The following is a 15,139-nucleotide window of genomic DNA, read 5'->3' as shown; positions in this document are numbered from 1 at the left end:
GCTTTCAGCCATCAGGAAAATAAGGAGAGGCCCGCCCCGTGAGACGGCGGGCCTTATCCTTGCCGGGTGACACGCGGCCCGCTCTTGACGACCCTGCCCGTGACGGAGTTCGGGGAGACTGAGCCAGCTATGCCGGACGCCCTGCCCACAGCGGCGGGTCTCCTCGTGCCGCACGACGGGGGGCCTGTGGCGGACGTGCGCGAACGGCCCGACCGTTGGGTGCTCCTAACGCTGGTGTCGTCGGCGCTGCGGCGCGGCGTGCCCGTGCTGGCGTGGGGGACGGGAGCGGCGCTCCTGGGACGGGCGCTGGGGGCGCGGGTGCGGGTGGAAGATGTGCCCGAGGCGTCCGTTCCTTTGGCGGCGGAATGGTCCGAGCCTCTGCGCGGCGCGGTGGTGGAGAGATGGACGGGTGAAGTCCCGCTGCTGTGGCGAACGCCGGGCGTGACCGCGTGGGCGGGCGTGACGCTACCAGAGGAATTGCGAACCGAGTTCCTGGCAACTCTGGACGAGGCAACACCACGTTCCCCCGGTTCCCCGTTGGAGGAGATCGGCGGCGAGCCAGCCCTCCGCGCCCTCCTCACCGACTTCTACTCGCGGGCGCGGGCGGACGAGTTGATCGGCCCCGTCTTCGCCGCCCATGTGGAGGACTGGGACGCCCATCTGGGCCGCGTGACCGCCTTCTGGGTGACGATGCTGGGGGGAGGGGTGGCGTGGCGGGGCAACCTGAACACCGTCCACGGCGGGCTGGGGCTGCGCAGTCCGCACCTCGCGCGCTGGCTGACTCTCTTCCGGGAGGCGGCGGGGGCACACCTCGGCCCGCATGAGGCCGCACTCCTCGTCGGACGGGCGGAGGCGATGGGGGCGCGTTTAGGCGGTCGGGGGAACCGTCCTCATGGGGGGCGCGTACCGTAGGGTATGGTCAACATTCCGTTCCTGCAACGTGACGCCGATCCCCTGCCCAAAGGGGTGAGCCGCCCGACCTGGGTGGTCCTCGACCTCAGCGGTTCCTACGCCGCCCGGCAGCCCGGCAACCCCATTCAGGCCCTCCTCAACCGGGAGGAGACGCTGGAGACGCTGGAGGCCCGCGTGGAGCGGCTGCGCGACGCCACGTGGCTGCACGGCGTCCTCGTCCGCATCTCGGAGTTCACGGCGGCCCCGGCGACAGCCCACGCAGTCCGGGGCATCCTCTCGCGGCTGGCGGCGGACAAGCGGGTGGTCGCCTACCTGCCGCAACTGACGATGACGGCGCTCATCGCGGCGAGCGGGGCACCCGAGATCGTCGCGCCCGAGTCGGCGGACGTGCTCGTGCCGGGCTTCGCCGCCGAGCCGACGTTCCTGGGGGCCTTCCTCAAGAAACACGGCATCGAGTTCGAGAACCTCCGCATCCGCGAGTACAAGGCGGCGCTGACCCGCTTCTCGCAGGAGGCGATGGACGACGCGAACCGCGAGCAGCTCTCGGCCTACCTCACCGGGCTGGAGACCGCCTGGACGCGCGACCTCGCCGCCGCCCGTGGGGTGAGCGAGGACGCGGCCCGCGCGTGGCTGACGGGCGACCTGACGAGCGCCCGCGCCGCGCACGAGGCGGGACTCATCACCCGCGTCGCCTACGAGGACGAACTCGTCGGCCCCGGCACCCGGCCCCTCGCGGCGGTGCTCGACCTCCTGACCCCGCAACGGCCCACGGGCGCGAAAGCCGGTCGGGTGGCCGTCGTGCCCGTCGTCGGGGCCATCGTGACGGGCAAGAGCCGCAACAATCCGCTGCCGCTGCCGCTCCTCGGCGGGCAGATGGCGGGGTCGGATACGGTGGTCGCGGCCCTGAGACGCGCGAAGAAGGACGACAAGACCAAAGCCATCGTCCTCTACGTGGACAGCGGGGGCGGCTCGGCGCTGGCGTCGGACCTGATCTGGCGCGAGGTCGCCACGTCCGAGAAGCCGGTTGTCGCCGTGATGGGCGAGTACGCGGCGAGCGGCGGGTACTACATCCTGACGCACGCCAAGCGCGTGATCGCCAGCCCGTACACGCTGACGGGCAGCATCGGTGTGGTGAGCGGCAAGCCCGTGCTGCGCGAGTTCAACGCCCGCCAGGGCTTCCGGCCCGAGCCGGTGGGCCGCGAGCGGGCGTTGATGTACTCACCCTCCCGCCCCTACAGCGACGACGAGCGGGCGCTGGTGGAGCGCGGCATCTCCGAGGTCTACGACCGTTTCGTGACGCGGGTGGCCGAGGGCCGGGGGATGACGACCGAGCGCGTGAACGAGCTGGGCCGGGGCCGCATCTGGAGCGGTCTGGACGCCCTGAACCTCGGCCTCGTGGACGAGCTGGGCGACCTGCATACGGGCATCCAGCGGGCGCGCGAACTCGCCGACCTCCCCGAAGACGCCCCGACGTGGAACGTCACCCCCGCCCGCAGCGGCCCCCTTCCCGAGTTCGTCCGCGAGGCCGCCCGCGCCGTGAGCGTGGAGGTCTGGCCCTTCGGACGCGAGCGGGTGCTGACGTGGTTCGACCGGGAGATCAAGGTGCGGTAGGCGGGGAGAGGGACAAGAGGAGGCGGACACCGGGTTAGGCGTGTCCGCCTCTTCCTCAAGCGATCAACCCGGAGGTCTGCCATGAAGATCAGCGCCCTCGTTCAGAACAGCGAAGGTCGGCATCAGGTCACGCTGCGGACGGACGGCAACGCGCATAGCCTCACCGTTCCGCCCAAGCCGATGGGGTTCGGCTCCAGCGTCAACGGGGGGGAACTGCTATTTCTGGCCCTCGCCACCTGCTACTGCAACGATCTCTACCGGGAGGCGGCCAGGCGCGGCCTGAGCATCGAACGGGTCGAGGTGGAGGTGGAGGGCGAGTTCGGGGCCGAGGGAGAACCCGCCAGCAACGTGACCTACCGCGTGAGAGTTGCCGGGCCGGGGGACGAGGACGAACTCCGGGAGTTGTTGAAGCACACCGACCGGGTGGCCGAGATTCAGAACACGCTCAGGGCCGGGGTGGACGTGACGCTGATGGGCGTCGAGATTGTGGACACCTGAACATCTGGGAACAGAGCATGAATTGGACTTCTCTCCAGCAGAGCGAGGCTCCGTTCATGTCCTACGCTCCAGCCGCCGCCTCATACGCCGCGATCTGCCCCCGGATCACATCCAGGCTCCCCTCCCAGAAATCGGGCGCGTGGAGGTCGATGCCGAAGCGGGCAGCGAGGGTGCGGGCGTCGGCGAGGCCGGTGCTGGCGAGGAGGTCGTCATAGCGGGTCTGGAAGCTGGCCTCCCGGCCCTCCTCGCGCGCCCGGAGGTACTGGGCATACAGGCCGAGGCCGAAGAGCAGGCCGAAGGTGTACGGGTAGTTGTAGAAGCTCGTGCCGTAGTAGTGCGGCTTGACGGCCCACATGGAGGGGTGCGTGGTGGCGAGCGCGTCGCCGTAGGTCTCGCCCTGCGCCCACGTCATCAGGTCGCACAGCTCCTGCGGGGTGAGGTCGCGTTCGGCCCGCCGCTCGAAGACGGCCCGCTCGAAGAGGAAGCGCGAGTGGATGTCCACGACGACCTGCGCGTGGCCGGTGAGCTGCGTCTCCAGCACGTACAGCCGCTCCGCGCCCGCCGCCCGCCCCAGCGCCGCGTTCTGAACGATGGTCTCGCAGAAGATGCTCGCCGTCTCCGCGAGGGTCATCGGCGTCTCGCGCTGGAGGGGCGTGCGTGGGGCCTTGAGCAGGTTGTGGTAGCCGTGCCCGAGTTCGTGGGCGAGGGTGGACACGCTGTCGAGGCTGGGGTCGTGGTTCATCAGGATGCGGCTGGCGTCACCCGTCCAGCCCATGCAGAAGGCCCCGCCGCGTTTGCCGTCGCGCGGCCCGGCGTCGATCCAGCTCTCGCGGAAGGCGCGGGCGGCGAAGTCCCCCAGCCGCCCCGAGTACGCGCGGAACTCCGCCTCCACCAGCCGCGTCCCGGCCCCGTAGGTCCACTCCGTCTCGCTGCGGCCCACGGGCGCGAAGAGGTCCCACCAGTCGAGCCGCGCCTTGCCGAGCGCATGGGCCTTCGCCGCGAAGTAGCGGCGGAAGTCGGGCAGGCTCCCCACCACCGCGCCCTGCATCGCCTCCAGCGTCTCGCGGTCGATGCCGTTGGCGAGGAGGCTGGGGGCCACACTGTCGGGGAAGCCCCGGCGGGCGGCGAGGGTGCCCTCCTCCCCCTTCACGCCGTTCATCGCGGCGGCGAGGACGACCTCGGTATTCTTCCAGACGGCCAGCTCGGACTCGTAGGCGTCCCGGCGCACCGCCTCGTCGGGGTCGGTGGCGAGGGCGCGCAGGGCGGTGACGGGGAGACGCCCGCCCCGGTACTCGCCCGTCAGTTGGCTCGTCACGTTGCCGTGGAGCTTGGCCCAGCCACCCGCCCCGCTGGGGCGCAGCCGGGCGGCGAGGTCCTCCTCGTCGGGGGACATCTGATGCCGGGCGTAGACGGCGGCGCGGCGGATGAGGTGTTCGTGGTCGCAGGCCATATCCGACGCGTCCAGCAGCGCCTCCACGTCCTGCCCACCGAGCCACGCGGTCAGGCGCGAGCGCAACGGGCCGAGCGGGAGGGCCAGCGTGGTAAGTTCCCCCATCCGCTGCTGAGCGAGGGCGTCCCGGCTGTCTGTGGTCACGAAGGCGGAGATGAAGCCGCGCAGGCGGGTCAGGAGGGTCAGCACGTCGTTCAGCCCGCCGAGCACTTGCGCCAGCGTGTCGGGCGTGCCCGCTTCCCCGTCCTTGCGGATGCCCGCCGCGTCGAAGGTCTCTTCCAACGCCTTCACCCGGTCGCGCAACATGGCGAGGTCCGCCGTCAGTCGCGGGTCGTCCAGCCCGGCGTAGAGGTCGTCGGTACGCCAGCGCGGAAGCTGGGCCGCCTGCGATTCGAGGATGGTCACGCGGGGTAGTTTACGCCGGAGGCCGGGCGGAGCTGAGCGTCCGTCTGCCGGGTGGGGACGGGGGAAAGCGGTCAGCGGTCAGCGGTCAGCCTTCAGCAATCAGCGAAGGAGGAAATTCAATGTCTTCCCGACAGTTCTGAACGTTGAACTTCTCAACGAGCGACCCTGAAGCCCATCTCCCGGTGGCTGAGAGCTGACCGCTGACGGCTGAGAGCTTCCCCCCTCACCCCGCCCGCAGGTCCGGCACCCGCACCCCACCACGCACGACCAGCACCTCCAGCCGCTCGGCCACGTTGACGAGGTGATCGCCCAGCCGCTCCAGGCTGCGCGCCATGCGCCCTGCCGTCAGGGCGACCTCCACATCGTCGGGGCGCTCGTGGAGGCGGGTGAGGCTGGCGCGCGTCATCTGCTCGTAGAGGGCGTCCACCCCCTCGGCATCGAGGCGCATGACCTCCCGCGCGGCCCGCACGTCGCGCTCGGCGAAGGCGTAGGCGAGGCGTTCGAGCATGTCCACGAGCAGGCCCACGAGCGGCAGTACGTCCTGCAAGGTGGCGCTGTGGGTGCGCGGGGCGAGCAGTTCCAGGTCGCGCGCCACCCCGAAGGCGTAGTCGCCCACCCGCTCCAGGTTCGTCAGGCTGCGGAAGACCATCAGGTGAAAGGCCAGCTCGTCGGGCGTCAGTGGCTCCGCGAAGGCGGCGAGGCAGGCGTCCTCGATCTCGCGCTCCAGGGCGTCGGTCTCGCGCTCCAGCTCCTTCGCCCGCGCGGTCAGCCCCGCGTACTCCGCGCGTCCGGCGGCGTCGCGCACGGCGTCCAGTTCCTCCAGCGCGATACTCAGCATCCGCAGGAAGCGGGCCGTCAGGTGCGTCGTACTGGCCTCACCGTTCGTCATCGCAGGAAGTATGGTAACGGCTTGTGATGTGCGGGTCAGGGGAGCAAGGGTGAAGGGCACGCCAACTTTACATCTGTCTTCAAGAACGGGACGAATTCAGGAATGGAAGACCCAAAGAAAAAGCCCTCGCTCGAAGGCAAGGGCTGTTGAAAGACAAGGCAAGCTCAGCCGAAGCGCCCCGTCACATACGCCTCAGTCCGCTCGTCGCGCGGGCTGGTGAAAATCTGGTCGGTGACACCGTGTTCCACGAGATCGCCATTGAGGAAAAAGGAGGTCGTGCCGCTCACCCGCGCCGCCTGATGCATGTTGTGCGTCACGATGATGATGGTCGTGACCTTTTTCAGGTCCGTCATCAGGTCCTCGATCTTGGCGGTGCTGGCGGGGTCGAGCGCCGAGGTCGGCTCGTCCATCAGCAGGATTTCCGGCTCCACAGCGAGGGCGCGGGCGATGCACAGGCGTTGCTGCTGTCCACCCGAGAGACCTGTGGCGGGCGTCTTGAGACGGTCCTTGACCTCCTCCCACAGCGCCGCGCTCCGCAACGACCGCTCGGCGACTTCCATCAGGCGGTTCTTGTCGCGCACGCCCGCGAGCTTGAGGCCACTCACCACGTTGTCGAAGACGCTCATGGTGGGGAAGGGATTGGGCTTCTGGAAGACCATGCCGACGCGGCGGCGCATATTCACGGGGTCCACGCCGGGGCCGTACACGTCCTCGCCGTCGAGGGTGATCTTGCCCGTCACGCGGGCACCGGGCGTCAGGTCGTGCATCCGGTTGATCGCCCGCAGAAAGGTCGTCTTGCCGCACCCGCTGGGGCCGATCAGGGCGTTCACGGTGCCGCGCTGAACGTCCAGATTGACATTCTTCACGGCCTGCTTGTCGCCGTAGTAGATGCTCACGTCTTGCGCGCTGAGAAGAGGGGACATTGGTTAGGGGACTCCTTGGAATGGGTGTAGTCAATGATAAGCAGGAAGTAGGTCGGGTCTTTTGCTGACGGCTGAAAGCTGAGAGCTGACCGCTCCCTCACCTGCGCCGACTCGCCCGCCGGGCAAGCAGGCTCGTGACGAAGATCAACGTGATGAGCAGCAGCGCGCCCGCTTTCGCAAGACGCTGGTTCTCGTCGTAGGCACTCGTCGCGCCCCGGTAGATTTCCAGGGGCAGGGCGCTCATGGGTTTGGTGGGGTCGAGGTTGACGCTGTTGTTCCCGAAGGCGGTGAAGAGCAGGGGCGCGGCCTCCCCGGCGACGCGGGCGAGCGCCAGCATGACGCCCGTGACGATGCCCCCGGCGGCGGCGGGCAGCACGATCCGCAGGATGACGAGCCACTGCGGCAGCCCCAGCGCCAGCCCCGCCTCGCGCACGGTCAGGGGGACGAGCTTGAGAACCTCCTCGGTCGTCCGCACCACGATGGGAATCATCAGGAAGCCCAGCGCCAGCGCCCCCGCCAGCCCAGAGAACCCGAAGACGAGGACGATCAGCCCGTAGGCGACGAGGCCCATCACGATGGCCGGAATGCCCGCCAGCACGTCGCTGATCATGCGGACGGTGGGCATCAGCGGGTGGCGTGGGTACTCCGCGAGGAAGATGCCGCCCGCCACGCCGACGAGGACGCCGATCACGCTCGCCATCGCCAGCATCATGAGGCTGCCCGTGATGGCGTTGAGCAGGCCGCCGCCCGTCTCACCCTCCGGCGCGGGCGTCCGAGTGAAGAACTCCAGGTTGAGCGCCCCCAACCCCTCCCGTAGCAGGTACACGAAGATCAGGATGAGCGGCGCGACGACGATCAGGGTGGCGAGCAGGATCAGGCCGCCCATCAGCGTGTTCTTCACCCGCCGGGCGGGGCTGAGGGTATGGCGGGTCCGGGTGGTGGGGGCAGGAACGGCGCGGGTCATCGGAGGCTCCTCACTGGATGCCCTTCGGCGTCAGGCGGGCGATGATGAGCCGCGCGGCGTAATTCACGATCACGCTCAGAAAGAACAGGGTCAGGCCGAGCGCGACCACGCTGGAGCGGTGCAGCCTCTCCTGCGCGTCGCCGAACTGGTTGGCGATCACGGAGGCCATCGTGCTCGCGTTGCCCCAGATGCTCCGCAGGATTTCCTGGCTATCCCCGATCACCATCGCCACCGCCAGCGTCTCGCCGAGCGCCCGGCCCAGCGCGAGGATGACGCCGCCCAGGATTCCGGCGCGGGCGTAGGGCAGGATGGCGCGCGAGATGACCTCCCACTTCGTCGCCCCGAGCGCGTACATCGCCTCCCGCTGATCGGCGGGCACCAGCCGGATCACGTCGCGCGCCACCGACGCCGTGTACGGCAGGATCATCACCGTCAGGATGATGATGGCGAGCGCCAGCCCGCGCCCGGCGGCGCTGTTGGGCACGAACAGGCATTGCAGGCTCGTCTGATTCTCGGCCCACAGCGCCGAGCAGCGCGTGAACAGCGCGAAGCGTTCGGGGTACAGGTCGGGGTTGAAGAAGGTGGTCTGCCAGCGGGCCAGGATCGGTGCCAGGACGAACAGCGCCCACAGCCCGTACACCACGCTGGGCACGGCGGCCAGCAGCTCCACGAGGTAGCCCACCGGGTTCGCCAGCCACTTCGGCGCGTACTCGGCCACGAACAGCGCGCTGGCGACCGCGAGCGGTACGCTGATGGCGAGTGCGGCGAGACTCGTCACGAGCGTTCCCACGATCATCGTCGCGGCCCCGAAGGTCCCCTCCACCGGGTTCCAGGTGCGCTCGGTGAAAAAGCGCAGGCCGAACGCCCCCAGCGCGGGCCACGCCTCCCGCCCGAGCTGGTACACGCTCAGCACGAACACGAGCACGATCACCGACGCCAGCGCCAGGATCAGGACTTGGAAAACGCGGTCGCTCGCGCTGGAGAGGGCGGCACTTCCGGCGGAACGGACGGGTGGGCGACGGGCAGGTTCACTCATGGGCGTAGGCCCCCTCCGGGGCGAAGTGGCCCCAGTTCACACGCCGAGCGTCAGCGCGAGGTCAGGGCGTGAGGTTTTTGGGGTGGGACGCTGGGCTGTGGGATGAGGAGGGGGAGTCGAGGGCAGGTTTTCTGGGTCGCCAAGCCTGGTTCACCCCCTCTCGGCCTCCCCTCTCAAGGGGGAGGAGCAAATACACGGCGCAGCTCTCTTTTCTCCCTCTCCCCTCGTGGGTGACTCGTAGAGCTGCGAAGCAGAGGGCCGGGGTGAGGGGGCCACGTGACGGCTTCACCGCTCATCCAAAGCAAAGGACGGCCCCACCCTCCGGGCCGCCCGCGTGGAGGGACGCGCTTAAACCTTCTTGCCCCCGTAGGTGATCGAGTTGAGGATGCCCCGGACCTTACTCGACACGTTGGCAGGGAGCTTGGCGTAGTCCAGCGCCTCGTTGTAGCCCTGCCCGGTCGTGGTCATCCAGCCCAGGAGCGACTTGAGGGCCTTCGCCTGCGCCTCGGTACGGTTGCCGTACTTCTGGTCCTGGTAGAAGATCACGTAGGTGAAGCTGGCGATGGGGTAGGCGTCCGCGTTCGCGCTGTTCGTGATGCTCACGCGCGTGTCGCCGGGGATGACCACACCCTGCGCGGCGGCGCTTGCCGGGCCGTTGTCGGCGGTGACGAACTTGCCCGCGCGGTTCTGCACGCTGCCGAAGGTCAGCCTGTTCTGCCTGGCGTACACGAGTTCGACGTACCCGATGGCCCCCGGCGTGCTCTTCACGACGCCCGCCACACCGTCGTTGCCGCGCGCCCCCGTGCCGACGGGCCACTGGAGGGAGTTGCCCACGCCGACCCTGCTCTTCCACTCGCCGCTGACCTTGCTCAGGTAGTCCGAGAACACGTAGGTCGTGCCCGAGCCGTCGCTGCGCCGCGCCACCGTGATGGGCAGCGGCGGGATGGTCACGCCGGGGTTGATCGCCGCGATGGCCTTGTCGTTCCACGTCCTGATCTTGCCGAGGTAGATGTCGGCCAGGACGCGGCCCGTGAACTTCAGTCCGGTCACGCCGGGCAGATTGTAGGCGGGCACCACGGCCCCGATGGCGGTGGGGATGTGGAGCAGCTTGGCGGGCGCTTCCTTCAACGCCTCGTCGCTCATGGGGTTGTCGCTGCCCGCGAAGTCCACCGTGCGCTCGGTGATCTGCTTCTGGCCCGCGCCGCTGCCCACCGATTGGTAGTTCACGTCCACACCCGTCGCCTTCTTGTACTCGGCGAACATCTTGGAATACAGCGGGAAGGGAAAGCTCGCGCCCGCGCCCGTCAGGCTCTGCGCGGAGGCACCGGTCGTGACCAGGGCGAGGCCCAGGAGGAAGGTCTTCTTCATGCCTGACAGCCTGCGGGTGGAGTGTCAGCGCGGCGTCACTCCCGTGTCAGCGATCGGTCATGGGAGAGGGCGGAGAGGTCTCCCCCACCGCCCGTCTCGAAGCCGTCCGCTTTCAACCTTCTGCCTTCTGCCTTTGCCCTTCAGCCTCAGTCCGCCGCGTCCGCCTGCGCGTACTGCAATCGGTGGAGCCGCGCGTAGTACCCGCCCCGCTCCAGTAGCTCGCGGTGGCTGCCCTGCTCCACGACCCGGCCCCGGCGCATGACCACGATGCGGTCGCAGTGTTCGATGGTCGAGAGGCGGTGGGCGATGATGATGCTCGTGCGGCCCAGCATCACCTTCTGGAGGGCGTGCTGGATGCGGAGTTCCGTCTCGGTGTCCACGTTGGCGGTCGCCTCGTCCAGCACGAGGAGGATGTCGGGGTTCTGGATCAGGGCGCGGGCGAAGGCGAGGAGCTGCTTTTGCCCAGTACTGAGGGTCGCGCCGCGCTCCCGGACCTCGGTGTCGTAGCCGTCCGGCAGGGACATGATGTAGTCGTGGACGCCGACGTAGCGGCACGCCTCCACCACCCGCTCGTGGGGAGTGTCGGGGTTGTTCAGCGTCAGGTTGCCCTCGATGGTGCCCGCGAAGAGGAACACGTCCTGCAACACGACGCCGACGTGCCTGCGGAGGTCGTGCTGCTCCAGGTCGCGCACGTCCACGCCGTCCACCTTCACCGCGCCGCGCTGCACGTCGTAGAAGCGGCTGACCAGCGCCGTCACGCTCGTCTTGCCCGCGCCCGTCGCGCCGACAAAGGCCACGCTCTCGCCGGGCTGGATGTGCAGGTCGATGCCGCGCAGAATCCAGCGGTCGTCCGCATCCGGCGTGTCGGCCTTCACGTCACCGTCGTAGGCGAACCACACATTCTCGAAGTCCACGCGGCCCTCGAAGTTCTCCAGCCGCTTCGCGCCGGGCTTGTCACTGATGTCCTCCTCGGTGTCCAGCACGCCGAAGATGCGCTCGCTGCTCGCCATCGCCGCCTGAAGGTTGTTGAACACGTCCGCGAGGTCCTGAATGGGCTGAAACAGTTGCCCGGTCCACTGCACGAAGGCGAAGAGGGTGCCGACGGTGACGGCCCCCGCCACGTCCCCCAGAATCTGCCGAGCCGCGAAGAACAGCACGAGCGCCACGGCAATCTGCCCCAGCACGGCGACGGTGGGCATGAACAGCGAGAACCACCGCACGCTGTTCACGTTCGCCCCGAGGAGCGCCCGGTTCGCGTGGTCGAAGTCCAGCGCCGTGCGCGCCTCGCGCCCGAACAGTTGGATGGTCAGCATCCCGGTGATGTTCTCGTTCAGCCGCGTATTCACGAACGCCTGCTGGGCGCGGGTGGCCCGGAAGGCGGTCCGCAGCCGGGTGCGGAAGAAGTTGGTGGCGAGGTACAGCACGGGCAGCACCGCGAAGCTCACGAGCGAGAGCCGCCAGTCCACCCGCAACATGATGACCACGTAGGCGATGATCAGGAACGCACTCTGCACGAGGCTCACCAGCCCGCCCGTGATGAACTGGTTGATCGCGTCCACATCGCTCGTGACGCGGGTAATCAGCCGCCCGACGGGGTTCGCGTCGAAATAGGCGAGCGGCAGACGCTGGAGCTTGCCGAACACGTCCGCCCGGATGTCGCGCAGCACGTTCTGCCCGAGAAAGCTGATGGCGAGCGTGAAGCCGTACTGCAACCCGAACTCCACGACCTTGAGCGCCATGTACCCCAGCGCCGCGAGGGTGAGGCCCCGGTACAGACTGTCCGTGTTCAGCGAGCCGTCGCGCTCGAAGGGCAGCAGGTAGGCGTCGATGGCGTGCCGCTGGATCAGGCCGAAGACGGGCTGGGCCACGGCGATCAGCAGCGCCAGCACGATGCCCAGCACGACGAGGGGAACGTAGGGCCGCAGGTAGACGAGGATACGCCGCGTCAGCCCGGCGTCGAAGTTCTTCTGCGCGGCGTCGAGGGGATCGGGGACGGTCATTTCACGGCTTCCTGGGGTTGGCGGGGCCGCTGTTCGAGATCGTTGGCGGCGGCCTCGGGGTCGAGGATGGGCTGGTCCTCCGCGTCGAGGTCCGAGGCGAGGCGCTGGAGGCGTTCGAGGTCGGCGTAGTGGCCGCCCGCCGCGAGGAGGTCGTCGTGCGTGCCCTGCTCGACCACCCGGCCCCCGTCGAGGACCACGATCTGGTCGGCGTGCCGCAGGGTGCTGACCCGGTGCGCGATCAGGAAGACGGTCTTGCCCCGCGCCACCTCGCGCAATCCGTCGAGGATGCGCCGCTCGGTCTCGGTGTCCACCGCCGAGAGGCTGTCGTCGAGGATCAGGATGCTGGGGTCGCGCACGATGGCGCGGGCGATGGCCGTGCGCTGCCGCTGCCCGCCGCTGAGGGTCACGCCGCGCTCGCCGAGCAGGGTGTCGTACCCCTTCGGGAAGGTCTCCACGTCGTCCGCGAGTCCGGCCAGCCGCGCGGCCTCCCGCACCCGGTTGAGGTCGGGTTTTTGTGCAATTTCCGGCGGCGCGGGCGTCTTCACCACGCTCACCCCCGTGGGAATGCCCGGCAGGTCGCGGTTATCCAGCCCGAAGGCGATGTTGTTGGCGATGGTGTCACTGAAGAGGAAGGGTTCCTGCGGCACGACCGCGATGTGGTCGCGCAGGGTCCGCAGCGGGATCGTCCGCACGTCGCGCCCGTCAATTCTGACCGTGCCGCCCGTTGGGTCCAGACTGCGCGTGACGAGCTGGGCGAGCAGAGTCTTCCCGCTCCCGGTCGGACCGGTGATCGCCACGAAGGTTCCGGCGGGCACGTGCAGGTTCACCCCGTCGAGGACCGACTGCCCCCCGTAGCGCAGCGAAACGTCCTCGAAGCGGATGTCGCCGTGTAGGGTTCGCACCCTCACCTCCGTGCGCTTCCGCTCGTCGAACACGCTGGGCCGGGCGTCGAGCAGTTCACGCAACCGCAGCCACGACGCCAGCCCGCGTTGAGTCACGCCGGTAATCCACCCCACCATGAGCATCGGCCACGTCAGGCGCTCCAGCGTCCCCACGAACTGCACGAACATCCCCACGGTGAAGGTCCCGTCGTTCCCCGGATTCAGGATCAGCCGCCCGCCTACGAGGAGAATCAGCCCGAAGGCGAGGCCGATGAGGAGGCTCATGAAGGCGCGCAGCGGCCCGTCCACCTTCGCCAGGGCGACGTTGCGGCGCAGCAGCTCCAGGTTCATCGCCCGGTAGTCGGCCACCTCGCGGTCCTCGATGGCGTACCCCTTGACGACCCGCGCCCCGCTGAAGTTCTCCTGCGCCTTCGCGGCGATCAGGCTGCCCTGCTCCTGCACGAGCGTATGCCGCTTGTTGATCAGCCGCGCGAGGTAGGCCAGGATGCCCACGATGATGGGCAGCACGCCGATCACGATGAGGGTCAGTTGCCAGCTCAGACCGAACATCACGGCGAAGGCGGTCGAGAAGCCCGACACGATGTTCACGATCTGCCACGCCCCGAAGCCCAGCATCTCGCGCACGGCGTTCAGGTCGCCCGTCAGCCGGTTCATGATGTCGCCCGTCCGCGCCCGGTCGTAGTAGCCCTTGTCGAGCGTCTGGAGGTTGGCGTAGATGTCGCGCCGAATCTCGTACTCCGTCTGCCGCGAGGCGACCACGATCTGCCGCCGCATCACGAGCATCAGCGTCCCGGCAGTCAGCGCCGCGAGGACGACTCCGGAGGCGTACAACCCCACCTGTGCCAGCGTGACGCCCGCTGTGCCGCCGTCGGCGTCGGTCGCGCCCGTCAGCCCGTCGATGGTCAGGCGAATGAAGTAGAAGGGCAATAGGTTCACGGCGTTGGCGACGACCACGGCGAGGAGGCCGATCACGTACTGCCGACGGTGGAGCCGCAGGTAGGGCCAGAGGGTTTTGAAGCTGTCCAAGAGGGCCGCCTTGATGTGGAGGGAAAGAAGAGGCAGGAGGGTGAGGATCATGGGCCGCCGAAAGGCCCGCAAGACCGCCAGTGTACGCCGCCTGGCGAGGTGGCAAATGCGCCCAATGGCGGAGTCCGGCGACAGCTAAGGTCCGGTGAACGCGGACGCGGGACAGGGCGCAGTCGTGTTGACACCCCTGGGGGGCGGTGCTACTATTCACAGCCGGAAGTCCGCGCTCAGGCGTGCAAACTTCCGCGCTCGGGGGCTGAGGCCCATGCTTTCGGCGTCAGGGAAAGGTGCCACTCTAGCTCAACTGGTAGAGCACCCGACTTGTAATCGGAAGGTTGGGAGTTCGATTCTCCTGAGTGGCTCCACACCGCCCAGAGCGGGCAATGGAAGAGGGGCTGGGCAAGACGGGTAGGTGGCCGAGTGGTTAAAGGCGACAGACTGTAAATCTGTTCACGTACGTGTACGGCGGTTCGAATCCGCCCCTGCCCACCACACGCGGGAATAGCTCAGTTGGTAGAGCGTCAGCTTCCCAAGCTGAATGTCGCGAGTTCGAGTCTCGTTTCCCGCTTTTCCGCGCTCTTGTAGCTCAGTGGTAGAGCACTCCCTTGGTAAGGGAGAGGCCGTCGGTTCAATCCCGACCAAGAGCTCCAGTGAAGAAGGTGGCCCGCTTCCCCGGCAGGCCACGTTCTCTTTTGACACATCCCCTCTCTTTGCCGGACTCCCATCATCTTCTTCACGAAAGCTCTCTATGCTGTTCGGGCTGTCCCGAAGTCGGGACTCCCTGTCAGGAGGAATCCAGTATGGCCAAAGGAACGTTTGAGCGGACGAAGCCCCACGTGAACGTCGGGACGATCGGGCACGTGGACCACGGCAAGACCACGCTGACCGCCGCGATCACCTTCACCGCCGCCGCCTCGGACCCCACCGTCGAAAAGCTGGCCTACGACCAGATCGACAAGGCCCCCGAGGAAAAGGCCCGTGGCATCACCATCAACACCGCCCACGTCGAATACAACACCCCCGCCCGCCACTACTCCCACGTCGACTGCCCCGGTCACGCCGATTACGTCAAGAACATGATCACCGGCGCGGCCCAGATGGACGGGGCCATCCTCGTGGTCTCGAGTGCCGACGGCCCGATGCCCCAGACCCGCG

The 15,139-nt window shown here is 68.3% G+C and carries 12 protein-coding genes and 4 tRNA genes; 8 read left to right on the top strand and 8 right to left on the bottom strand.

Going from position 1 to position 15,139, the window contains the following annotated elements; translation table 11 throughout:
* Window positions 1-66: 66 nt before the first annotated feature.
* The 3 genes from V3W47_RS09635 to V3W47_RS09625 all read left to right on the top strand — a co-directional run bounded on the left by V3W47_RS09635 (window position 67) and on the right by V3W47_RS09625 (window position 3,021).
* The gene (locus tag V3W47_RS09635) at window positions 67-912 is read left to right on the top strand and encodes a group III truncated hemoglobin (protein ID WP_331824993.1); all 846 of its coding nucleotides are present in this window, start codon (window positions 67-69) and stop codon (window positions 910-912) included.
* A gap of 3 nt (window positions 913-915) precedes the next feature.
* Window positions 916-2,523: a S49 family peptidase gene (locus V3W47_RS09630; RefSeq protein ID WP_331824992.1), complete on the top strand. Its 1,608-nt coding sequence runs from the start codon at window positions 916-918 to the stop codon at window positions 2,521-2,523.
* Window positions 2,524-2,604: 81 nt separating this feature from the next.
* Window positions 2,605-3,021, top strand: a complete 417-nt coding sequence (locus tag V3W47_RS09625; protein ID WP_331824991.1) for an OsmC family protein — start codon at window positions 2,605-2,607, stop codon at window positions 3,019-3,021.
* 61 nt (window positions 3,022-3,082) lie between these two features.
* Here the strand turns inward: V3W47_RS09625 and V3W47_RS09620 are convergent, their stop codons facing one another.
* The 8 genes from V3W47_RS09620 to V3W47_RS09585 all read right to left on the bottom strand — a co-directional run bounded on the left by V3W47_RS09620 (window position 3,083) and on the right by V3W47_RS09585 (window position 13,984).
* Window positions 3,083-4,876: a M3 family oligoendopeptidase gene (locus tag V3W47_RS09620; protein ID WP_442877214.1), complete on the bottom strand. Its 1,794-nt coding sequence runs from the start codon at window positions 4,874-4,876 to the stop codon at window positions 3,083-3,085.
* Between the two features lie 223 nt (window positions 4,877-5,099).
* The gene (locus V3W47_RS09615) at window positions 5,100-5,765 is read right to left on the bottom strand and encodes a phosphate signaling complex PhoU family protein (RefSeq protein ID WP_331824990.1); all 666 of its coding nucleotides are present in this window, start codon (window positions 5,763-5,765) and stop codon (window positions 5,100-5,102) included.
* Between the two features lie 164 nt (window positions 5,766-5,929).
* Window positions 5,930-6,688: a phosphate ABC transporter ATP-binding protein PstB gene (pstB, locus tag V3W47_RS09610; RefSeq protein WP_331824989.1), complete on the bottom strand. Its 759-nt coding sequence runs from the start codon at window positions 6,686-6,688 to the stop codon at window positions 5,930-5,932.
* Window positions 6,689-6,785: 97 nt separating this feature from the next.
* On the bottom strand, window positions 6,786-7,652 hold the full coding sequence (gene pstA, locus V3W47_RS09605) for a phosphate ABC transporter permease PstA (RefSeq protein ID WP_331824988.1): 867 nt from the start codon (window positions 7,650-7,652) through the stop codon (window positions 6,786-6,788).
* A gap of 10 nt (window positions 7,653-7,662) precedes the next feature.
* Window positions 7,663-8,688 carry a phosphate ABC transporter permease subunit PstC gene (gene pstC / locus V3W47_RS09600; RefSeq protein WP_331824987.1) on the bottom strand — a complete coding sequence of 342 codons (1,026 nt, stop codon included), beginning with the start codon at window positions 8,686-8,688 and terminating at the stop codon, window positions 7,663-7,665.
* 348 nt (window positions 8,689-9,036) lie between these two features.
* Window positions 9,037-10,056: a phosphate ABC transporter substrate-binding protein PstS gene (gene pstS / locus V3W47_RS09595; RefSeq protein WP_331824986.1), complete on the bottom strand. Its 1,020-nt coding sequence runs from the start codon at window positions 10,054-10,056 to the stop codon at window positions 9,037-9,039.
* 146 nt (window positions 10,057-10,202) lie between these two features.
* A complete protein-coding gene (locus V3W47_RS09590) occupies window positions 10,203-12,056 on the bottom strand; it encodes an ABC transporter ATP-binding protein (protein WP_331824985.1) in 1,854 nt (617 codons plus the stop codon).
* Window positions 12,053-13,984, bottom strand: a complete 1,932-nt coding sequence (locus V3W47_RS09585) for an ABC transporter ATP-binding protein (RefSeq protein WP_331825114.1) — start codon at window positions 13,982-13,984, stop codon at window positions 12,053-12,055. The genes V3W47_RS09590 and V3W47_RS09585 overlap by 4 nt, the downstream gene beginning before the upstream one ends.
* Before the next feature lie 289 nt (window positions 13,985-14,273).
* Here V3W47_RS09585 and V3W47_RS09580 point away from each other — a divergent pair.
* The 5 genes from V3W47_RS09580 to V3W47_RS09560 all read left to right on the top strand — a co-directional run.
* A tRNA-Thr gene (locus tag V3W47_RS09580) sits at window positions 14,274-14,349 on the top strand.
* A gap of 41 nt (window positions 14,350-14,390) precedes the next feature.
* Window positions 14,391-14,476, top strand: a tRNA-Tyr gene (locus tag V3W47_RS09575).
* 3 nt (window positions 14,477-14,479) lie between these two features.
* Window positions 14,480-14,552: transfer RNA gene (locus V3W47_RS09570), tRNA-Gly, on the top strand.
* A gap of 7 nt (window positions 14,553-14,559) precedes the next feature.
* Window positions 14,560-14,634: transfer RNA gene (locus tag V3W47_RS09565), tRNA-Thr, on the top strand.
* Window positions 14,635-14,784: 150 nt separating this feature from the next.
* On the top strand, window positions 14,785-15,139 hold a 355-nt coding region (locus V3W47_RS09560; RefSeq protein WP_331824984.1), incomplete at its 3' end, for a GTP-binding protein.

The sequence above is a fragment of the Deinococcus sp. YIM 134068 genome, assembly GCF_036543075.1.
Lineage (GTDB): Bacteria > Deinococcota > Deinococci > Deinococcales > Deinococcaceae > Deinococcus > Deinococcus lichenicola.
The sequence above is the reverse complement of the archived record's forward strand: the minus strand, read 5'-3'. Positions and strand labels throughout refer to the sequence as shown.